Here is a 20869-nt window from a genome sequence, read left to right on the forward strand (position 1 = left end):
GCGCGGCCGATGGTCTGGATCAGGGAGCGCTCGGAGCGCAGGAAGCCTTCCTTGTCGGCGTCCAGGATCGCCACCAGCGACACTTCGGGCAAGTCCAGGCCCTCGCGCAGCAGGTTGATGCCGACCAGCACGTCGAAGGTGCCGATGCGCAGGTCGCGCAGGATTTCCACGCGCTCCACGGTATCCACATCGCTGTGCAGGTAGCGCACCTTGATGCCGTGGTCGCCCAGGTATTCGGTCAGCTGCTCGGCCATGCGCTTGGTCAGCGTGGTGACCAGCACCCGCTCGTCTTTTGCGATGCGGTCGTTGATTTCGCCCAGCAGGTCGTCAACCTGGGTGCGGGCCGGGCGCACGATCACTTGCGGGTCCACCAGGCCGGTTGGGCGCACCACCTGCTCGACCACGGCGCCGGCGTTCTTCTTTTCGTATTCCGCCGGGGTGGCGGAGACGAAGATGGTCTGCCGCATCTTGGATTCAAACTCCTCGAACTTGAGCGGGCGGTTGTCCAGCGCCGACGGCAGGCGGAAGCCGTAGTCGACCAGGTTGGTCTTGCGCGAGCGGTCGCCGTTATACATGGCCGACAGCTGGCCGATCAGCACGTGCGACTCGTCCAGGAACATCAGCGCATCGCGCGGCAGGTAGTCGACCAGGGTCGGCGGCGGTTCGCCGGCCTTGGCGCCGGACAGGTGGCGCGAGTAGTTCTCGATGCCCTTGGTGAAGCCGACCTCGGACATCATCTCCAGGTCGAAGCGGGTGCGCTGCTCCAGGCGCTGCTCCTCGATCAGCTTGTTCTCGCGGCGGAAGAAATCGAGGCGTTCGCGCAGCTCTTCCTTGATGGTCTCGATGGCGCGCAGCACGGTGGCGCGCGGCGTCACATAGTGCGAACCCGGGTAGACGGTGAAGCGCGGGATCTTTTGCTTGACCTTGCCGGTCAGCGGGTCGAACAGCTGGATGCTTTCCAGTTCGTCGTCGAACATTTCCAGGCGCACCGCCAGGTCGGCGTGTTCGGCCGGGAAGATGTCGATGGTGTCGCCACGCACGCGGAAGGTGCCGCGGCCGAAGTCCATTTCGTTGCGCGTGTACTGCATCTGGATCAGGCGCGCGATCACGTCGCGCTGTGAGACGCGGTCCTTGGCGCGCAAGGTCAGGATCATCTGGTGGTATTCGTTCGGGTTACCGATACCGTAGATGGCCGAGACGGTGGCCACGATCACCACGTCGCGCCGCTCCATCAGCGATTTGGTGCAGGACAGGCGCATTTGCTCGATGTGCTCATTGATGGACGAGTCCTTTTCAATGAACAGGTCGCGCTGCGGCACATAGGCTTCCGGCTGGTAGTAGTCGTAGTAGGAAACGAAGTATTCGACCGCGTTTTCCGGGAAGAACTCACGGAATTCGGAATACAGCTGCGCCGCCAGCGTCTTGTTCGGCGCGAACACAATGGCCGGGCGGCCCATGCGTGCGATCACGTTGGCCATGGTGTAGGTCTTGCCCGAGCCGGTCACGCCCAGCAAGGTCTGGAACGACAGGCCGTCCTCGATCCCCTCGCACAAGCCGTCGATAGCGGTGGGCTGGTCGCCGGCAGGCGGGAAGGGCTGGTGCAGGCGGTACGGCGAGTCCGGGAAAGTGATGACAGTCGGCGCCGCAGCGCCGGAATTTTGCGAATCAGACATGAATGCAGACCTTTGATAGAATATGCGATTGTCGGTGGCCCTGACCGGATATTCTTCGGGTGCCGGCAAGCTTCTGCATCGCCCCGCTCCCAAACGTAAATAATCTAATCATGACGAACCCTTCCGTTTTCAGCGCCATCGAAATGGCCCCGCGCGACCCGATCCTCGGCATCACCGAAGCCTTTAATGCAGACACTAACCCAGCGAAGATTAACCTGGGCGTAGGCGTCTATTATGACGACAATGGCAAAGTGCCGCTGCTCAAGTGCGTAGAAAAAGCGGAAGCAATCCTGATCGAACAGCACGCCCCGCGTACCTACCTGCCGATCGAAGGCCTGGCTGCTTACGACAAGGCTGTGCAAGAGCTGGTATTTGGCGCCGACAGCGCCGTAATTCAAGAGAAGCGTGCCGTGACCGTGCAGGCTCTGGGCGGCACCGGTGCCCTGAAGCTGGGCGCTGACTTCCTGAAGCGTTTTTCCCCGAATTCCGAGGTTTACATCAGCAACCCAAGCTGGGAGAACCACCGCGCGCTGTTCGAAAGCGCCGGCTTCAAGGTCAACAACTACGCCTACTACGACGAAACCACCCACGGCGTGAACTTCCCGGCCATGCTGGCTGCGCTGAAAGCCATGCCGCGCGGCGCCATCGTGGTGCTGCACGCCTGCTGCCACAATCCGACCGGCGCCGACCTGACCCAGGCGCAATGGGATGAGGTGATTGCTGCCGTGGTCGCGGGCGGCCTGGTGCCGTTCCTGGATATGGCCTACCAGGGCTTCGGCGCCGGCATCGCGGAAGATGGCGCCGTGGTGCGCCGCTTCGCCGCCACCGGCGTGGCGCTGCTGGTGTCGAACTCCTTCTCCAAATCCTTCTCGCTGTACGGCGAGCGTGTGGGCGCCCTGAGCGTGGTGGCGGCATCGGCCGACGAAGCGGCGCGCCTGCTGTCGCAGCTGAAGCGCGTGGTGCGCACCAACTACTCCAACCCACCGATCCACGGCGGCAAGGTCATTGCAACCGCGCTGTCCACCCCGGAACTGCGCCAGCTGTGGGAAGACGAACTGGCCGGCATGCGCGTGCGAATCAAGGAAATGCGCGAAGCCTTCGTGCAGAAGCTGAAAGCCAAGGCCCCGGGCCATGACTTCGACTTCGTGCGTGAACAGGTTGGCATGTTCTCCTACTCCGGCCTGACCAAAGAGCAGGTGGCCAAGCTGCGCGAACAGTCGATCTACGCGGTGGATACTGGCCGTATCTGCGTGGCGGCACTGAATTCGAAGAATATCGATGTAGTAGTTGACGCCATCGCCAAGGTTCTGTAATATCTTGGTCTCTGATCGCAACGCGGTCAGAAATGATCCCTGATAGCTCAGTCGGTAGAGCGACGGACTGTTAATCCGCAGGTCCCTGGTTCGAGTCCAGGTCGGGGAGCCAGAATATAGAAAAGCCCAACCACCACCGGTTGGGCTTTTTGTTTTTCACGGCGCATAAACAGTTGAAGTGTCGGAAAACTTTACAGTCCTGCGGGCAAGGTGTTTTGCCTATCGGAATAAGTAGTTGATTTCATTCACTATTGGCCTGTGAGTTTTTGGTTGGCATGATGTTTGCTTCTTGGTTAACTTTCAAAATGTAACCATGGAATCACGCATGCAAGTCCAAAAGTTTCTTCGCACCATCACTTTCTTCGCAGCTTTCGCTGCCGCCAGCCTGGCCCAGGCAGGCGTAGTGACCATCCACTCGAGCGCCAACAGCATTGGCGGCGGCACTGCGCTGAACACCGGCATCGAACTGGAAGCCGGCCAGCACATGAATATTTCGGTCGATCCATCCCAGCTCTGGAATTTTAGCCATGGCAACGCCGGCTACTTCAGCAACGCTGATGGCAAGGACGGCTGGTACATGCAGGTGCAGAACGCGGACGGCAGCGATTTCAATGCCCGTATCGGTAGCCTGGTTGGCAAAATCGGCGACGGCAACTACTTCACCATCGGCACCAAGTTCGATGGCTATGCCAACGCCAGCGGCAAGCTGAACCTGTACTACTGGGATTCCGATGCATGGAACAACGTCGGCCAAGTCAACGCCAGCGTGAACGTACCTGAGCCAGGCTCGATCGTTCTGCTCGGCCTGGGCCTGCTGGCGCTGGCACGCACCCGCCGCCGCGCCTGATCCGGCGGCCTCTTGCAAAAGCCCAACCGTTGCCGGTTGGGCTTTTTTACGTCTGCCGCGCGCCCGCCTTGCAGCAGCACCAGGCGGGTCACGCGGCCATCCGCGCCGTGTTCAAAGCGGATATCTGCCTCCATCACCCTGGCAAGAAGCAGCTGCCCCGTTTGCGGGAAAATCTCGGCTGGTTCCTGGCCCGTGGCCTGGGCAAAGTACTTGCCATCCTGGGCCGAGATCGCGGGGATGAAGCCAGGCGCCAGTCCGTAGCGGCCGGTGCAGGGGGGGGCGCACGCCGGGGCGCCCACGCCACCACAGGGTGCTGCTACGGATTGCCGGCGCCGATAAGCGGGTAGGGCGTTTCCGGCCCCGAGCCCGTGACCACCATGCTGTCCACTTTCCCTCCCTGCGTTTTCCTGAAGCGAACTTCCACCAAGGTATTGGGGATGAAGAAGGCGTCGCTCGCATAAGGCGTGATTTCGTGGCGATCCCCGCCGGTCTGCTGCATATACAGCCGCTTGCCTTCGCGGATGACCTGGCGATTGGTCTTGCTGTCCACCATGTAGGTGCCAACCATGGCGTCGAGTGCCTGTTCGCTCAACTGGATTGCCTCGCGCTCGGGGAAGGGCTTGCCGATGGCCATGGCGGCGACCTTGTGGGCAACGAAATCGGCATCGGCGATGCCGTCGTCGCTATTGGTCAGTACGGCGACAAAGACGCGCTCCTCGGGCAGGCGAATCGCATGGGTGGCAAAGCCGTTGATGCCGCCGCCGTGTTCAATCGCGGTGCTGCCGCGCAGGGTGGTGATTTCCCAGCCATAGCCATAGCCGGTCGCGTTGCCGTTGGCCAGCACGTAGGGTGTGAATGCGCGCTGCCAGCTTCGCTCCTGCAGCAGGCGGGACTGGCTGATGGCCTGGTCCCAGCGGGCCAGGTCGTCGACGGTGGAGACCAGCGAGCCGGCGGCATAGGGTTGGGTCATGCTGAGCGGCGCGGCGGGGCCAAACTTGCCTTCTTCATGGCTGTGGCCGCTGGCCTGGACGACCGCGTTGCGCTGGTGGCCTTCATAAGCGGTGTGCCGCATGCCCAGCGGTGTGAAGATGTGCTGGGCAAGGAAACTGGCATAAGTCTGCCCCGACACCCGTTCGATGATGGCGCCGAGCAGGAAATAGCCTGAATTATTGTAGGCAAACTGTTCGCCCGGCGCGAATTCGAGCGGCATGTCTTTAAAGCTGGCGATCATCTCGTCCACCGTCATGTCCCTGGCCATATTGCCCAGGTAGCTGAGTTGTTCGGTGTAGCAGGGGATGCCGGAGGTATGCGTCAGCAAATGCTCGATGGTGATGCGTTTGCCTTTGTCCGGGAAAGCGGGCAGGTATTGGCGGATGTCGTCACTGGTCTCGAGTTTGCCTTGCTCGGCCAGCAGCAGGATGGCGGCGGCAGTGAATTGCTTGGTGATGGAACCGAGACGGAAGGCCATGTCCGGGGTGGCCGGCTTGTGGGTCGCAAAATCGGCCAGGCCGTAGCCTTGGCGGAACACCGTCTGGCCGTCTATGGCAACGATGATGGCGGCGCCAGGCGCGTCGTCCTGGAACAGCGGACGGACGCTTGCGTCGACCATGCTGCCCAGGCGGGCAGCGAATGCCGGCAGCGCAGCGGTGGCGGGAAGAGTGGCGTGATGGGGCGGCATGGTGAACCTCGTTGTTTGCAAAATCGCAACATAACGATAGCAGATTGTCTTTTAGGCAGGCTTAAGAAAAGCTAAAGCATGCAAATTCATGCAAATTCTTCAATATTCCACTTCCAAGTCTTGCATGAATGACCAAGAATACGGTCATTCAGTTACTTTTTGGAAAGGTTGTCATGAATTTCGGCGAAAAGCTCAAGCAATTGCGTACCGAGCGCGGGCAGACGCAGCCGCAGTTTGCGGAAGCACTCGGGATCGAACAGTCCTATCTTTCGAAACTGGAAAACGATAAGTCGGTGCCATCGGCGGAGATGTTTTCCACCATTGTCGCCGGCCTCGGCATGGATGCGGCGAGCTTCCTGAAAGACCTGCACCAGGAGGTATTGGAGACGACTTTGCGCCATATCCCGGCAGTTGCCCAGTTCACAACCCAGGCCGTGGCCCAGCAGGCCGACCACTCGCGCCGCTGGCTGGTCGGCTCGGCGCTGGCCTGGATTCTCGGGTTTGCGCTGATGCTGGCGGCCAACGACGGCATCTTCTTCCCGAACCGGGTGTATCACTACACGTCGCCCGGCGTGATCCAGGCGGGCGAGGCGGAGAACATCTTCGACACCTTCGAAGAGATCCTCAGCTTGCGCCAGACCGCCAACCTCATCACACGCGAAGAGTTTGCCAAAACCATGGCCGACTTCAAGGCGCAGCGCGTACGCCCAATGAATGTCGAGACGACCGAGAACCGCGGCCAGTTTTACTTCGCCAGGGCGGACGGTGGCCAGCGCCGCTTCAGCCTGGTCCGTTATGAACACGTTGCCGCCACCGGCAACCGCATCCTGCAGTTTATCGGCGCCGTCATTTTCGCTGCCGGCTTCGTCGGGATGTTCACCGAATGGCGCTTGCGCCGCCTGAAAAACAAACGCAAAACCCCCTGACCACTATAAAGAGGAGATTCATATGTCGCAGATCCGCACCTTCCTGTCCGGCGCCACCACCATGGCAGCCGCCCTGGCCGCCGTGTTTGCCCTGACTGCCGCCAAGACTGAAAAGAAGGAGACTTTTGACGAAATTACGGTTGGACGCATCAATATCGTCGAGCCGGACGGCACCAAGCGCATCGTCATTTCGAACAAGGCCCAGTTCCCAGGCGACTTCAAGGAAGGCAAAGAGGGCGCGCGGCCGGATCGGCGTTCCTTCGCTGGCATGCTGTTCATTAATGAGGAAGGCACGGAAAACGGCGGCCTGATCCAGAAGGGCAGCATCACGGCCGATGGCAAAGTGTCGTCCGGCCTGTCGCTGACGTTCGACCGTTTCCGCCAGGACCAGACCCTGCAACTGCTCACCAACGACAGCGCGGCCCACCAGATGACCGGCATCAAGATCAACGACGTGCCGAACTTCAAGGTCAGCTCGCTGGAGGATGTGACGCGTTTCACCGAGGAGGCGCGCAAGCTGCCTGAGGCGGAGCGCGAGGCCTTCTACAACAAGCTCAACGACGAAGGCCGCCTGAGTGCCAACCGCATCTGGCTGGGCAACACGCGCGACAAAGGTTCGTCGCTGCAGCTGAAGGATGCCAAAGGCCGCGTGCGCATGATGCTGCTGGTGTCGGCGGACGGCAAATCGCAGATCCAGATGCTGGACGAACACGGCAAAGTGGTGAAATCAATCGAATCCGCAACCGTCAATTAAGCGCCCGCCGCAGCTTGCCGCCCGCCGCGCCTGCGCCCGGCGGCCCACGCCCGCGCCACCGAAAGGCGCAAAGTGTTAAAAACGCATTGGACTGCCATCCGCCTGCTGTGGCGGCAACAGCATATTGCCACTTTACATTTTTGCTTTTGCCACGGGATAAGTTATTCTTTGGATATTCCGGCTTTTTTGTGGCCTGGACGATCAATTGCGGAGCTATTTTTATAATGATTACAAAAGAAGAGCGGGTGGTGTACGGTACCGAAGACCTGCTGACAACCCTTTGCTCATCGGTCACGCGGGTGCTGAACGTGGCATCGCAAAGCCGGATCACGTATTCGGCCATGGTCCAGCGTATTACCAAAATCGGACTGAAACCTGATATCGGCTGCTTCGTGCTGTTCGATGGCGGCTTTACCGGCCTGGTAGTACTGAACTTCTCGGCCGAAGCGGCCATGGAAATCTACGAGCGCTACATGCTGAGCATGGGCATGCCGAAGTCCGAGCTGGCCAGCTCCTTCACGTCCGACGAAGTGTCGAACATCATGGGCGAGCTGATGAACCAGATCGTGGGCGACTTCACCGGTAAAGTACGCAGCGAGCTGCACACCAACATTACCCAGAACCAGCCGAAAATGCTGGTGCTGAACAAGCAGGTGATGCTGAGCGTGGATACCCCGCTGGACCGCCCGGAAATGCGCCGCGTGTCCTTCTTCACCGAACGCAACAACATCTTCTACCTGGAACTGGCGATCGACCGCACCGAGTTTATTAAACTGCACGATTTTGAGAAGTCGGAAGATATCGATCCGGATGCGCTGCTGGAGCGCGAGCAGGCCGCCAAGCCAGCGGATGCGCCAGCCGAAGCGATCTCGTCGGACGACGCCGATGAGCTGCTGAAGTCCCTTGGCATGTAAGATACAGAGGGGTTTGCAAATTTTGGAACGGCAGATATAATATTGCCTCTTTTCCCTGATAGCTCAGTCGGTAGAGCGACGGACTGTTAATCCGCAGGTCCCTGGTTCGAGTCCAGGTCGGGGAGCCAGAATACTGAAAAGCCCAGCCTTTACCGGTTGGGCTTTTTGCATTGCGAGGTAGGAAAATGGAAAACAGCGATCAGCGCTATATGGTCCAGCAGGACAAAATCAAGGAACCGAACAAGCCGCCGGTGTTTGCGCGGGTCATGCGCAGCAAGGAGGGCGTGTTTGAAGGCGTCTCCTTCATCAAGAACAAGGAAAAGGCTTCCATCCTGACGATGGCGCAAGCAAAAGAAGCGGTGGCATGGGCGGTGAAGAAGAAATCGGCTGCCCATGAGTACGCGACGAAAATTATCCCGGCCGATCAATAAACTGGGAATTGCAATTCGCGGAGTTGGCCGCTATACTCACGCCTCTTTTCCCTGATAGCTCAGTCGGTAGAGCGACGGACTGTTAATCCGCAGGTCCCTGGTTCGAGTCCAGGTCGGGGAGCCAGAATTCTGCAGCATGCCAAGAACCCAGCCCTAACCCGGTTGGGTTTTTTGCATTTTGGGGGCGAGGCCGTCGGCAGGCAGGCGTGGCAGGGGCTACCGCTTCCATTCGTCAGGGCGGCGTCAACCTACTCGCATGCTAGAATGGCCGTCGATTGGAGTAAAGCATGGCTAAGAAAAAAGAAGAGTTGGATCCTGAAACGCTGGAACTGATCCAGTGGTGTATCGAAGTGGAAGGTTTCCTGGTCAAGGGCGGCGCCACGGTGGAGCAGGCGCAGGACCATATTGAAGAACAGATTGAGTGGTTCACGGACCTGTTCTACGACGGTTTAACGCCGGAAGAAGCCGCTAAAGAAGCCTTGGCATAAGGTTTCGTCGCAAATCGTTTGCAAGGCAGGCGCCGCAGAGGCGAAAATGCTTGCCATGCAGACAATCCTCCCATTTTCCCGATTCCCCTTGCGGCGCATGGCCATTGACGGCCTGTATGTCGCCCTGTTCAACGTCATGTGCGCGGTGCTGATCACCTATGTGTTCGGCAGCGGCCGCATGTTCGGCGTCAATCTCGTCGTTTCCATGTGCATCGGCTTGTCCACCTGGCTGCTGATCGACCTGGCGCGCTTCTCGTTATGGGGCGAGCAGGGGAAAACCAACTGGCTGCTGTTCCTGCCGGTGCTGGCGGGCGGGATCGTTGCCGGCGTGTTTGTCGGTTCACACCTGGCGGCCTGGCTGCTTGGGTTCAAAGTCAACATCATGGGTTCGCTCAGTGGCCAGCGCGGTGTCAGCGCTTTGCTGTTCACGGTGTTCGCGACCGGGGTGGCGACCTTGTTCTTCGCCGGGCGGGACCGGCTGCTGCAGGCGCGCGCCGAGGCGGCGATGGAGAAGGCGCGGGCGGAGGCAGTCCAGCGCCAGGCCTTGCAGGCGCAGTTGCAGCGGCTGCAGGCGCAGATCGAGCCGCATATGCTGTTCAATACCCTGGCCAACCTGCAGGGGCTGATTGCGCTGGATCCGGCGCGCGCGCAGGCCATGCTGGACCAGTTGATCACCTACCTGCGTGCGACCCTGAGCGCGGCGCGGGCCGAGCGCACGACGCTGGGGCAGGAGTTTGCGCTGCTCGATGCTTACCTGGGCTTGATGTCGGTGCGCATGGGAGCGCGCTTGAGCTACGGGCTGGATATGCCGGATGCCTTGCGCAATCTGGAGCTGCCGCCGATGCTGCTGCAGCCGCTGGTGGAGAACGCCATCGCGCACGGACTGGAGCCGAATGTGGCGGGTGGCCATGTGCAGGTGTCGGCACGCGCGCTGGATGGTGCGCTTGAACTGCTGGTGTCCGACACGGGGCGCGGGCTGGATGCCGGTCCGGGCAAGCCGGGCACGGGGCTCGGCCTGGCCAATATCCGCGAGCGCTTGCGTGGCCTGTACGGCGAGCGTGCTTCCTTTTCCCTCGATGCCGCGCCACAGGGCGCGGTGGCCCGCATCGTTTTGCCTGCTTGATTATGACGACTGTACTGATTGCTGAAGACGAACCTATCCTGGCTGCCACGCTGGCGGCGGCATTGCAGCGCCAGTGGCCCGGCCTGGACATCGTTGCCAATTGCGGCAACGGCATCGAGGCGCTTCAGCAGGCGCTGGCTTTGCAGCCGGAGGTGCTGTTCCTCGATATCAAAATGCCGGGCAAGTCCGGCCTGGAAGTGGCGGAGGAGCTGGCGGAGGCCTGGCCCGGCCCGGCGCCGTTCCCGCAAATTGTGTTCGTGACTGCTTACGACGAGTTCGCGGTGCAGGCATTCGAGCGCGAGGCGGCGGACTATGTGTTGAAGCCCGTTAGCGATGCCCGCCTGGCGCGCACGGTGGCGCGTCTGCAGCAGCGGTTGCAGGACAAGCCGGCGGCGGGCGCCGGCTCGCTGGAGACGCTGGCGGCGCAGTTGCGCGCACTGGGCGTGCCGATGGCGGCGCCGGCTGCGCAGCGCCTGAGCGTGATCCGGGCGGCGGTGGGCAACCAGGTACGCATGGTGCCGGTGGCGGATGTGGTGTACTTCGAGGCGGCGGACAAGTATGTGAATGTGGTGACGGCGGACAGCGAGGTGTTGATCCGTATGAGCCTGAAGGAGCTGTTGCCGCAGCTGGATGAGCAGCTGTTCTGGCAGGTGCATCGCGGCACCATCGTCAATTCCTCCTGCGTGCTGAGTGCTGTGCGCGAGGAGGGCGGCAAGATGTCGCTGGCCCTGCGCGGGCGCACGGAGAAGCTGCGCGTGTCGCCACTCTACGCGCACCTGTTCCGGCAGATGTAAGGTCAGAAGCCGCGCTGGATGCTGGCCAGGGCAGTGTCCTGCATATAGCGGCCGGCCAGCCCGCCGTAGCGGCGATAACTGGCCGCCAAAGTCCAGGGGCCGCTCTTCCAGCTGGCCGAGAGCGTGCCGATACGGCTGCCCGTCTGCGGCTGCCAGAGCAGGTCGGCGGCCACTTCCACGTCATCAAAATACTGTGCGGCGCGCAGCATGCGGTTGCGTTGCTGGCCGGGGCCGGCGCTGCGGTCGGTCCACATTTCGCCAATGATGGATAGTTTGCTTTCCGTGGTCCAGGTGAAACCGGCCAGCGCTTTGCCGCCATGCGCCGGGCGCTGTTGCCAGAGCAGGGAGGCGTGCAGTTCCAGCCCGTCGCTGGCGACTTGCGAGAAGGACGCGCCGGCTTCCATGACATTGCGGCGCGACAGGCGCAACACGGCATACTCGTCGCGCGCGCCGCGCTGGCGGTAATGGCGGATGGCGATGGCTTCATCGTCGCGCGCCTGGTCGGCGCGGCCGCGCGTGGGATTGGCCCAGGCGAAGGTGGTGGCGCTGTCGCTGTCGAAACGCTCCCAGGCAAGCATGGGGATGCCTTCCAGCGCCAGTGGGATGAGGGCGCGGCGGTCTTCGCGCTGCACCACGTCCAGCGGACGGAAGGCGTAGCCCACGTCCCAGCTCATGACCTTCTTGCCGACGGTGAGGAAGCCGCCGGCGAAGGCGCGGTCGTAGGTGAGTTCATTCAGGCGCGGGCGGATGCCGCCGCCGTCGATGCGGGTGGCGGTGAGCACGCTGCGCAGCGGGCCGTCGGCCCAACGCAATTCGCCGGCCTGCAGCGACTGGCTGCCGAACTGGGCGCGCACGCTGGCGGCCAGTTCGCCTGCTTGTGCGGCGGGCTGCAGGGCCAGCGCGGCGAACAGCGCTGCGGCGGCCCGGGCTGGCTTATGGTGCGGCATCGGAGCGGCTCAGGAACATCGGGTTGAACAACTCGTCGCCGAACTGGCGCGGCTTGCTGGACAGGGTGGTGATGACGGTTTCGCGTCCCGTCTGGATCTCGTCCAGCAGCACCATGCGGTCCTGGCTGAAGCGCGCCTGCTTCAGGCGCTTGCTGGAGCTGGCGTACAGGTCGGCGTGCAGCGGCCGGTAGTCGGCTTTGGCGACGTGCAGCACCAGGCGCTGGTAGCTCAGGCTCTTGCGCGTGGCGGCCAGCTCCAGTTCGAGGCAGGGCACGCCGTCGACCTCGACTTCACGCGCGATGCTGCCTTTGTAGTCGCCGGACCAGGTCATGTTGGCGATGTCGCCGGTGGAGGCGTCGCCCAGCAGCTTTTGCAGCGGCGTGATGCGGATCGGCCGGGCGCTGCCGGGCAGCAGCAGCCAGAAGTCGTCGCCCGACATCAGCACCTTCTGCCCGGTCTCGCCGGGGGAGCGGAACAGCACCAGCGATTTGCCGCCTGGGCGGATCAGCACCTGGTAGCGTTTTTCCTTATCCAGCTTGCCGTCCTTGAAGGTTTGCACCAGCGTCTCGAGTTGCGATGAGCCGTCGCGCAGGCGGTAGGTGTCGGCTTTGCGCAGGATAGCGTCGACATCCTGCGCGGCGGCAGCGCCGCAGGCGGCCAGCAACAGGGCCGCGATCGTGGTTTTAAACATGGGCGAGGGCCTCTACGACAGGTTGGTTGGCGGCCTTGCGGCTGACGAGCAGCGAGGCCAGGGCGGCGAGCGCGGTGACAGCCAGTGCGGCAGCCGCGTACATGGCGGGCGATACGGTGACGACCAGGGGATAGCCGCCGGTGCGTCCGGGTGGCGGCGGCATCTGGATGCCGAGACGGACCAGCGCCAGGGCGACGCCTGCCGCCAACGCCATGCCCAGCACGGCGCCGCCACTACCGAGCACCATGCCTTCCAGCGTGAACAGGCGGGTGACTTCGCCGGGCGTGGTCCCCATGGCGCGCAGGGTGCCGATCTCGCGCGTGCGTTCCAGCACCGCCATCGACTGGGTGTTGGTGATGGCGAACAGCACGATCACCAGCACGATCACGCCGAGGAAGCCGAAGATGCGGTTGTACAGGCCTTTGACGCTCTGGTAGAACACGGCCTGCTCCAGCCAGGAGCGGATTTCCAGCCGGCCGGCGTACTGGCGCCGCCAGGCTTCGCCCACGGCGTCGCTGTGTTCCAGCTCGTCGAGGTAGACGCTGAGGTAGCTGACTTTATCGGTGACCAGCAGCTCCTGCGCGGTCGCCAGGTCAACCATGGCGAGCCGTTTGTCGATGTCGGCGATGCCGCTGCTGACGATGCCGGTGACGGTGACGTCGATGGCGTTCAGGCTGCCGGCGGTGGTGGTGGACATGAGCGTGAGCGAGCTGCCCGGCCTGGCGTTCAGGATGCGCGCCAGGCCTTTGCCGAGGACGATGCCGGGACCATGCGCCGGGGCGGTGCCGGTGCTGCCGCCGTCGTCGAGCAGGGCGCCTTCCTCCACCTTCATGAACGGGCCTTTGACGAGGAACTCCTGGCGTGCATCGACGCCGGTGCCGAGGAAAATTTCGCTCTTGTCGCCATTGCTCACCAGGCCGGAGAACTGCAGGCGCGGCAGCACGCGCGTTACCTGCGGCTGCGCCAGCAGCTCGCGCGTGAGCGCGGCGCGGCCGGACAAGCCGTGCTCCAGCGGCATATTGTCGATGCCGTCGAACTGGCCGGGCGCGGCCAGCACCAGGTGGCCGGTATCGCGCGCGCTGGCCTGCGCCAGCGATTCGTAGGTGTGCAGGGCAAAGCCGCCGCCCAGCAAGGCCGCTGCGGTGCCGGTGGCGGCGATGGCCAGCGTGACCAGGGAACGGCGCCGGTTGCGCATGGCGTTGCGGCAGGCCAGGGCGAGCCATTTGAAGTCAATGCGCATGGACGCCTCCGTGCAGTACGCCGTCATCCAGCAGCAGCGAACGGTCGCAGTGCGGCAGCATGCGCTCGTCGTGGGTGGCGACCAGGAAGGTGGTGCCGTCGTTGTGCGCCAGGGTGCGCATCAGGCTGACGATCTGGGCGGCGGTGTGGGCGTCGAGGTTGGCGGTCGGTTCGTCGGCAATGACCAGGCGCGGGCGCTTGACCACGGCGCGGGCGATGGCGACGCGCTGGCGCTGGCCGCCGGACAGCTGGTCCGGCTTGTGCCCGCCCAGGCCTTGCAGGCCGACGCGTTCCAGGGCTTCCCGCACGCGCTGGCGGCGCTCGGCGGCGGTCACGCCCAGCAGGTAGAGCGGGTAGTCGATGTTGTCGTGCGCCGTCATGACCGGCACCAGGTTGAAGCCCTGGAACACGAAGCCGATGGCCTGGCGCCGCAGTTGCGTACGGCGCGCCTCGTCGCCGGCCGGCAGCGGCTCGCCGTCGAATAGCAGTTCGCCGCCGTCGGCCTTGTCCAGCAGGCCGCACAGGTTGAGCAGGGTGCTTTTGCCGCTGCCCGAGGGGCCCGTGATGGCGGCGATTTCGCCGCGCACCAGGGCCAGGTCGACCGACTTCAGGGCGCGGATCACATTGCCGCCGAGGGCGTAGGATTTGCTGGCGCCTTGCAGCGACAGCAGCGGTTCGGCCGCCTTCATTGGCCCAGCTCCTTCAGGCGGGCGGCGGCTTTGGCGACGTGCGGGGTGGTGGCCTGGGTCGCTACCACCTGGCGCAGGTAGCCGATTTCGTCGGTGCTGCGCTTCTCGTCTGCGGCGACGCGTGCGGCCAGGCTGAACAGGTTGGCGCGCACCGGGGCCGGCGCCTGGGCCAGCGCTTGCGAGTCGAGCGCTGCTTGCAGGGCGCGCTTGCCGCCGCTGCGGCGGTTCATGAAATCGGGCAGGGCGAGCAGGGTGTTGGCTGCGACCAGGCGGGTTTCGATGCTGGCAGGGGTGCCGGCCAGCAGTTGCGTGTCGTGTTCGGGCGCCAGCAGCGAGAGGGCCTTTTCAATCAAGTCGGCGCCTTTTTCGGTGAACTTCATTTTGTCCCACGGCATCAAGGCGTCGCGCCCGCGCAGGGTCAGGCCGGCGCCCTGGTAGGCCAGGTAGACCGGGTTGCCGGGCTGGCTGCCGGCCAGCTTCTCGAAGGACTCGATTGCCGCATCGCGCGCAGCCGCATCGCCGCCGGCGCCGGCAACGAATTGCTGGCGCGCGGCGCTGAACACGCTGGTGTCGGGGGTGGCGGCAGCCCAGGTGGCGCCGCAGGCAAGGGCAAGGGTGAGGGAAAGGATGGCGTGCTGCATGGTGTGCTCCGTAGTCGTTGTTGATGGTGCAAGACTACGAAGCCGGCGCCAGTGGCGCTATGGCGATGCGACGAAACCGGTGCTGGGCGGCGCGAAACTGGGCGGCGCGGGCATAAAAAAGCCCGGCAAGGCCGGGCTGTTGGGCTTACTCGTCGCAGAGCGCCGCGTTCATTCGCCAAGGCCGGTCTGGCCGGCGTGGTACACCATGGATGCGCCGCCGACCGGCGTGCCCGCAGCGTTGAGCTGTGCCACGTTGATGGTGAACTGCTCCCCGGCGGCGGCGCTGGCCGGGATGGTAGTGCGCAGGGCCAGCGGATACATCATGGCCGGCTCTTTCTCCATGGTGATCTTGACCACGGAGTTGCGGATCTCGACGTAGCGCTTGCCGTTGCGCAGCACGACGTCGCCGCCTTCCACGCTGATGTTGCCCAGGGTGCGTTTCGGCAGGCAGTCGAAATGGGAGCCTTTGCTGAGCGTCAGGATGCCGCAGCAGCAGCCGAAGCGGGTCTTGACCTTGGTGTCGTGCAGGAAGACCAGGCCGCAATCCTTGTCCATATCGTCCTGCCCATGACCGTGGCCCTGGTCGGGCGCCGGATCGACCTGGTTCTCGAAGTCGATGGCCGGGAAGGCCGCACCGTCTTCGTCCAGCGACAGGGTGAGCGGCATGTCGTGCGGCAGGCGGCTGCGGTCAATCGCCAGCGTCATGCGCGTTTCGCGGTTGTAGCGGCTGCCGGCCACGAAGGGGAAGTTGGCGCTGGCGCCGGCCAGCACGTCGATCACGCTCAGGTTGCGCTGCGCCAGGTTGTTCAGGCGGGCGCTGATCGGATCGCCCGTCAGCGGGGCGGTGGCGAAGGCGTAGTCGTTGTCGGAGTTGACCACGGCCAGCAGGCAGGGGTGCCAGGGGTGGTCGGTCTGCCAGCCGTACAGCGATTCCACCTGCGAGGCTTCGATGCGGAACTTGGCCATGACCGTGGCGCCAGCCGGCACGCTGGCGAAGCTGGTGGTGATACCGGTCGGGCTGACGTGGGTGGCGTCCACGGTGGTCCAATCGGGCGGGTAGACGAACTGCAGCCCGGCGTACGGCATGATGCGGGTGCTGACGGTGACGTTGCGTGCGTCGCGCGCGCCGTTGTTGGTGACGCGCACGTAGATATAGTTGGCCTGGCCGCGCTCCACGTTTTTCGACTGCAGCGGGTCGCTCGGGATGAAGACATTGTCGTCGTTGATGCGCACCACGATGTCGGAGAAGTCCCAGAAATTGCCGCCGGTGAAGGGCTCGGCGCCGGTGTCGGCCGGGGCGTCCTTGATCATCACGTCCGCCTCGTCGAGGGCGCGGAAGACGTTGATGCGGCCGTAGCCCATCTCCTGGTTCCAGCTGCCGTTCGGGTAGCCCGCCGTGCCGGCATAGGCCACCGCGCCGACCTTCTGCGCCGTGCGTTCGATGTGGGCGCGCACCTGCACATTGTTCAGCGTTGGGTAGACGCTGCGGATCAGGGCCGCCAGGCCGGCCACGTGCGGCGTGGCGGAGGAGGTGCCGTTGAACAGCAGGTCGTAGTCGCCCGGCTCATAGCCGCCGCCGCCCTGGATGTCGGTAGTGGGGATATGCACGCCGGGCGAAACCACCGAGATCTGCGGGCCGAAGTTGGAGCCCCACGCTTCGCCGTCCGGGCTGAGCGGGGTCTTGCGGTTGTCGATTTCATCCGATGCGCCGACCGCGATCACCAGCGGATTGGTGGCGGGGTAGGTGATGGGGCCGTTGTAGTTGTGGGTGGCGACGCACATCACCAGGTCGTTGTTGAAGGCGTTCTGGATGGCCGGGTCGATGATGGCCGGGCTCCAGGCGTTCCAGCCGAAGCTCATGCTGATCACGGTGGCGCCGTTGGCAGTAGCGTAGTTGATGCCGTTGGCCACCTCGACATCGGTCCAGGCGTCGAAGGCAACCGGCAGGATGCGCGCATCGCCCGCCACGCCGGTGACGCCGGTGCCGTTGTTGTAGGTGGCGGCCACGATGCCGGCGCAGGCCGTGCCGTGGTTGCCGGTGGGCGAGCCGTCGCCGCTCATGGTGCCGAGGTTGATGCCGTTGGCGGAAAAGCGCAGGTCGGGGTGGGTCAGGTCGCAGCCTTCGTCCAGCACGCATACGACGGCGGTGGCGATGCCGGTGGTAATGTCCCAGCCGGTGGTGCCGGCGCCGCCGGCTTCAATGCGCGTCATGTCCCACTGCTGCGGGAACAGCGTGTCGTTGGGGGCGATCGAGGTCGGCGTCAGCAGCGGCATGGTCTCGAACTGGAAATCGGCGATCGGCGCGTTCGGCATCTGGCGCAGGCGCTCGCGCAGCTGGTAGGCGTTGATTTCCTTGACGTTGGCGATCTGGAAGTAGCGGTGGCCGTTCAGGTAGCGCGATTTTTCCGCCACTTCCTGGATCATCGGCTCGGCCGCGCCTTTCGTGCCCAGGCCTTCCGGCAGCTTGAGGGCGTTCTCGCGCGGCTGGCGCAGCTTGATCACTGCGACGTGCGGCAGCGGTGCGGCCAGGCCGCGCCGGCCGCGCTGGCCGGCCATGCGGTAGATCGGGCCGATCCAGTCCAGGCCCTGCGCGGCGCCGGCTTCCTCGATCCTGGCCAGGTGGCCGTCGTCCAGCGGGCGGCGCGACTGCACGAAAAAGCGCGTCCTGGTGTGGTTGACGCGCTCGCCGGGCACCATGCCCTCGTCGGCTTCGTCTTCCAGGAACAGCTCCAGGCTATGCAGGAATGCTTCGACGGCGCTGCGCTCTTTCGCCTGCTTGAAGGCGAGCAGCAGGCGCGTGCGGTCCAGCACCAGGGTGGCGCCGGACGGGTGGTTCATTTCTTGCGGGAAGTTCTTCATGATGGCTCCTAGCGGATTCGGGGAAGTCCCCCTTTTGTTGCGGGGCTCAGGCCAGTCTAGGAGGCTTATTTGATCTGGTTTTGACCTGCGTCTATCATGCGCCATATACCAACCGGGAGACCTATGAAAACCTTGACCGCCACCGTGGCCGCGCTCGCCATGTTCGCCGCCCAGCCTGCTTCTGCACTGGACCAGTCCGCCTCCGTCAAAGTCACCAGCCTGCTGAAATCGAATGCCAGCTGGAACGGCGCGCCGCTGGCCTGGCCGGCGGGGCAGGCCGAAGTCACCGCTTTGCAGATCGAAATCGCCGCCGGCGCGGAAACCGGCTGGCATATGCATCCGGTGCCGTCCTTTGCCTATGTGCTGGAGGGTGAACTGGAAGTGGGGCTGAAAGACGGCTCGCTGAAGCGCTTTGCGGCGGGCCAGGCGCTGGCGGAAGTGGTGGGCACCATGCATAACGGGCGCAATGTGGGCAGCGGCCCGGTGAAGCTGGTGGTGTTCTATGTGGGCGCTGCTGGTAGCACACTCACAATCAAGTAGTAGTGCTGAAATCTTATAGTGGGTATATAATGCGCGCTATTTTCGCGGCTACAGACCGCGTCCTGTGGGGGGGAATAAGGAGACAACCATCACATCACCCACAAGGAAAGAACATGATGAAGTTGTCCAAGATGCATAAGCGTCTTCTGGCAATCGGCGCCACCGTGCCGATGGCCGCCCTGGCCCAGGAAGCAACCCAGGCCCCAGCTGGCCAGCTGGAAGTAGTGACCGTGACCGCACAGCGCCGCGCAGAAAATATCCGCGAAGTGCCGGTTTCCGTGTCCATGATCAAGGACGAAAAGCTGGACATCCTGCTGTCCGGCGGCCAGGACATCCGCGTCCTGGCGGGCAAGACCCCATCGCTGAACGTCGAGTCGTCGACCGGCCGTGTATTCCCGCGTTTCTACATCCGTGGCTACGGTAACGCCGACTTCGCCGTGTTCGCATCGCAGCCAGTTTCCCTGATTTACGACGACGTGGTGCAGGAGAACCCGATCCTGAAGGGTTACCCGATGTTCGACCTGGCCAACGTGGAAGTGCTGCGCGGCCCGCAAGGCACCCTGTTCGGCCGTAACACCCCGGCCGGCGTGGTCAAGTTCGAATCGGCCAAGCCAAGCCTGCGCGGCGTGGAAGGCTTCTACAACGTTTCCTACGCAACCGACGCCACCGTCAACCTGGAAGCAGCCGCCAACGTGCCGCTGTCGAAAGAGTGGGCCCTGCGCGTGTCGACCCTGCGCCAGCACCGCGACGACTTCGTGGACAACACCTACACCGGCGAGAAGAACGCGCTGGAAGGCTACAACGAGCACGCCGAACGCGTGCAGGTGCTGTACCAGCCGAACGGCGTGTTCAACGCCCTGTTCAACGTGCACCAGCGCCAGACCACCGGCAGCTCGCGTCTGTTCCGCGCCAACATCATCAAGAAGGGTTCCAATACCTTCGTCGACGGCTTCGATCCGGACAAGATCGCCATCAACGCGCGTGAAGACCAGGAACTGAAGACCCAGGGCGCCAACGTGCGCATGAGCTGGGACCTGGGCGCGCACAAGCTGTACTCGATCACCGGTTACGAGACCGTGGCCAAGTACAACTCGCGCGGCGACATCGACGGCGGCAACCCGACCAACGCGCCAGCAGTGCCGTTCCAGGTGGCGACCGGCTCCTTCGTGCCGGACATCAAGCAGTACTCGCAGGAGTTCCGCGTTGAATCGAAATACACCGGCCCGCTGAACTGGCAGGCGGGCGTGTACTACTTCGACGAGAAGGCAGTGGCAGGCCAGGACAACTTCAATGTTGCCGGCGACCGCACCTCGCGCGTGAAGTCGCAGCAGAAGAACGAAGCGTATGCGCTGTTCGGCTCCGTGAACTACGCCGTGAACGATGCGTTCACCGTGCGCGGCGGCCTGCGCTACACCGACGACAAGAAGGACTTCGACGTGCTGGAAACCACCGGCACCGTGCTGGTCGGCCCGAAGAGCGCCAACCTGGCCAAGGACAAGTTCAACTGGGACCTGAGCGGCACCTATAAGCTGAACAAGGACGTCAGCGTGTACGCGCGCTACGCCACCGGCTTCCGCGCGCCGTCGATCGCCGCCCCTTCGACTTCCGTGCCGATCAGCGTGGCCGATGCTGAAACCATCACCTCGATCGAAGCCGGCGTGAAAGCCGACCTGTGGAACCGCCGCGCACGCGCTTCCCTGAGCGTGTACGACTACGACGTGAAGAACCAGCAGCTGACCGTGGTCGGCGGCAATTCCAACGTCACCAAGCTGATCAACGCTGCCAAGACCAAGGGCCGCGGCATTGAAGGCGAGATCGAAGGTTTCGTGACCAACGACTTCAAGGTCTCCGCCAGCGCGTCGTACAACTTCACCGAGATCCGCGATCCATCGCTGTCGCTGAACAAGTGCCCAAGCTGCACCATCCTGGACCCGATCAACGGTGCCGGCCGCGTGGTCATCGACGGCAATGCACTGCCGCAGGCGCCGAAGTGGATCATCAACCTGAACGCCCGCTACAACTACCCGCTGGCCGACGGCAACCTGTTCGTGCTGACCGACTGGTCGTACCGTTCGAAGGTGAACTTCTTCCTGTACGAAGCAGTTGAATTCACCGGCGCACCGCTGACCGAAGGCGGCCTGCGCGTGGGCTACAACTGGGCCGGCGGCAAGTATGAAGTGGCGGCCTTCGCACGCAACATCGCCGACCAGCGCCGCATCACCGGCGCCATCGACTTCAACAACCTGACTGGCTTCATCAACGAGCCACGTCAGTTTGGCGTGCAGTTCAAAGGCTCGTTCTAAACTTTTTCGGGGCTGACCC

Annotated in this window: 19 protein-coding genes and 3 tRNA genes; 14 read left to right on the forward strand and 8 right to left on the reverse strand. The window is 63.5% G+C overall.

Annotated elements, in window-relative coordinates; translation table 11 throughout:
* A partial coding sequence (gene uvrB, locus ACE3TQ_RS19525; RefSeq protein ID WP_374584078.1) for an excinuclease ABC subunit UvrB occupies positions 1–1673 on the reverse strand: 1673 nt, incomplete at its 3' end.
* 110 nt (positions 1674–1783) lie between these two features.
* Between uvrB and ACE3TQ_RS19530 the strand changes: the two genes are divergently transcribed.
* The 3 genes from ACE3TQ_RS19530 to ACE3TQ_RS19540 all read left to right on the forward strand — a co-directional run bounded on the left by ACE3TQ_RS19530 (position 1784) and on the right by ACE3TQ_RS19540 (position 3833).
* Complete coding sequence (locus ACE3TQ_RS19530; RefSeq protein WP_374584080.1) at positions 1784–2986, forward strand: aromatic amino acid transaminase; 1203 nt, start codon at positions 1784–1786, stop codon at positions 2984–2986.
* 36 nt (positions 2987–3022) lie between these two features.
* Positions 3023–3098 (forward strand) — tRNA-Asn (locus ACE3TQ_RS19535).
* 213 nt (positions 3099–3311) lie between these two features.
* On the forward strand, positions 3312–3833 hold the full coding sequence (locus ACE3TQ_RS19540) for a PEP-CTERM sorting domain-containing protein (protein ID WP_374584082.1): 522 nt from the start codon (positions 3312–3314) through the stop codon (positions 3831–3833).
* Between the two features lie 316 nt (positions 3834–4149).
* On the opposite strand, the gene ACE3TQ_RS19545 is transcribed toward ACE3TQ_RS19540, so the two are convergent.
* Entirely contained in the window at positions 4150–5511 is a 1362-nt protein-coding gene (locus ACE3TQ_RS19545) for a serine hydrolase domain-containing protein (protein WP_374584083.1), read from the reverse strand.
* 128 nt (positions 5512–5639) lie between these two features.
* Between ACE3TQ_RS19545 and ACE3TQ_RS19550 the strand changes: the two genes are divergently transcribed.
* The 9 genes from ACE3TQ_RS19550 (at position 5640) to ACE3TQ_RS19590 (ending at position 10941) form a co-directional block, all read left to right on the forward strand.
* On the forward strand, positions 5640–6437 hold the full coding sequence (locus ACE3TQ_RS19550; RefSeq protein ID WP_374584085.1) for a helix-turn-helix domain-containing protein: 798 nt from the start codon (positions 5640–5642) through the stop codon (positions 6435–6437).
* 22 nt (positions 6438–6459) lie between these two features.
* Positions 6460–7191, forward strand: coding sequence for a hypothetical protein (locus ACE3TQ_RS19555; RefSeq protein WP_374584087.1), 732 nt, complete (start codon positions 6460–6462; stop codon positions 7189–7191).
* Positions 7192–7415: 224 nt separating this feature from the next.
* The gene (locus ACE3TQ_RS19560; protein WP_374584089.1) at positions 7416–8105 is read left to right on the forward strand and encodes a DUF3334 family protein; all 690 of its coding nucleotides are present in this window, start codon (positions 7416–7418) and stop codon (positions 8103–8105) included.
* A gap of 52 nt (positions 8106–8157) precedes the next feature.
* Positions 8158–8233: transfer RNA gene (locus ACE3TQ_RS19565), tRNA-Asn, on the forward strand.
* 57 nt (positions 8234–8290) lie between these two features.
* Positions 8291–8536: a hypothetical protein gene (locus ACE3TQ_RS19570; protein WP_374584091.1), complete on the forward strand. Its 246-nt coding sequence runs from the start codon at positions 8291–8293 to the stop codon at positions 8534–8536.
* A 48-nt stretch (positions 8537–8584) separates the two neighbouring features.
* Positions 8585–8660: transfer RNA gene (locus tag ACE3TQ_RS19575), tRNA-Asn, on the forward strand.
* A gap of 163 nt (positions 8661–8823) precedes the next feature.
* The gene (locus ACE3TQ_RS19580; protein ID WP_057259495.1) at positions 8824–9024 is read left to right on the forward strand and encodes a hypothetical protein; all 201 of its coding nucleotides are present in this window, start codon (positions 8824–8826) and stop codon (positions 9022–9024) included.
* A gap of 55 nt (positions 9025–9079) precedes the next feature.
* Positions 9080–10147: a sensor histidine kinase gene (locus tag ACE3TQ_RS19585; protein ID WP_374584094.1), complete on the forward strand. Its 1068-nt coding sequence runs from the start codon at positions 9080–9082 to the stop codon at positions 10145–10147.
* Positions 10148–10149: 2 nt separating this feature from the next.
* Positions 10150–10941, forward strand: a complete 792-nt coding sequence (locus ACE3TQ_RS19590; protein WP_374584096.1) for a LytR/AlgR family response regulator transcription factor — start codon at positions 10150–10152, stop codon at positions 10939–10941.
* A 2-nt stretch (positions 10942–10943) separates the two neighbouring features.
* On the opposite strand, the gene ACE3TQ_RS19595 is transcribed toward ACE3TQ_RS19590, so the two are convergent.
* The 6 genes from ACE3TQ_RS19595 to ACE3TQ_RS19620 all read right to left on the reverse strand — a co-directional run bounded on the left by ACE3TQ_RS19595 (position 10944) and on the right by ACE3TQ_RS19620 (position 18007).
* Complete coding sequence (locus tag ACE3TQ_RS19595; RefSeq protein ID WP_374584098.1) at positions 10944–11888, reverse strand: hypothetical protein; 945 nt, start codon at positions 11886–11888, stop codon at positions 10944–10946.
* Positions 11875–12579 (reverse strand): outer membrane lipoprotein-sorting protein, encoded by a 705-nt coding sequence (locus ACE3TQ_RS19600; protein ID WP_374584100.1) that lies wholly within the window; start codon positions 12577–12579, stop codon positions 11875–11877. The genes ACE3TQ_RS19595 and ACE3TQ_RS19600 overlap by 14 nt, the downstream gene beginning before the upstream one ends.
* Positions 12572–13819: an ABC transporter permease gene (locus ACE3TQ_RS19605; protein ID WP_374584102.1), complete on the reverse strand. Its 1248-nt coding sequence runs from the start codon at positions 13817–13819 to the stop codon at positions 12572–12574. The genes ACE3TQ_RS19600 and ACE3TQ_RS19605 overlap by 8 nt, the downstream gene beginning before the upstream one ends.
* Positions 13809–14507, reverse strand: a complete 699-nt coding sequence (locus tag ACE3TQ_RS19610; RefSeq protein WP_374584105.1) for an ABC transporter ATP-binding protein — start codon at positions 14505–14507, stop codon at positions 13809–13811. Before ACE3TQ_RS19610 ends, ACE3TQ_RS19605 begins: the two co-directional genes overlap by 11 nt.
* Entirely contained in the window at positions 14504–15148 is a 645-nt protein-coding gene (locus tag ACE3TQ_RS19615; protein WP_374584107.1) for a hypothetical protein, read from the reverse strand. The genes ACE3TQ_RS19610 and ACE3TQ_RS19615 overlap by 4 nt, the downstream gene beginning before the upstream one ends.
* Before the next feature lie 168 nt (positions 15149–15316).
* On the reverse strand, positions 15317–18007 hold the full coding sequence (locus tag ACE3TQ_RS19620) for a S8 family serine peptidase (protein WP_374584109.1): 2691 nt from the start codon (positions 18005–18007) through the stop codon (positions 15317–15319).
* Positions 18008–18130: 123 nt separating this feature from the next.
* Here ACE3TQ_RS19620 and ACE3TQ_RS19625 point away from each other — a divergent pair, with 123 nt between their 5' ends.
* Positions 18131–18547: a cupin domain-containing protein gene (locus ACE3TQ_RS19625; protein WP_374584111.1), complete on the forward strand. Its 417-nt coding sequence runs from the start codon at positions 18131–18133 to the stop codon at positions 18545–18547.
* Positions 18548–18660: 113 nt separating this feature from the next.
* Positions 18661–20850, forward strand: coding sequence for a TonB-dependent receptor (locus ACE3TQ_RS19630; RefSeq protein ID WP_374584113.1), 2190 nt, complete (start codon positions 18661–18663; stop codon positions 20848–20850).
* Positions 20851–20869: the final 19 nt, after the last annotated feature.

The organism is Pseudoduganella sp., from assembly GCF_041914865.1.
GTDB lineage: Bacteria > Pseudomonadota > Gammaproteobacteria > Burkholderiales > Burkholderiaceae_D > Rugamonas.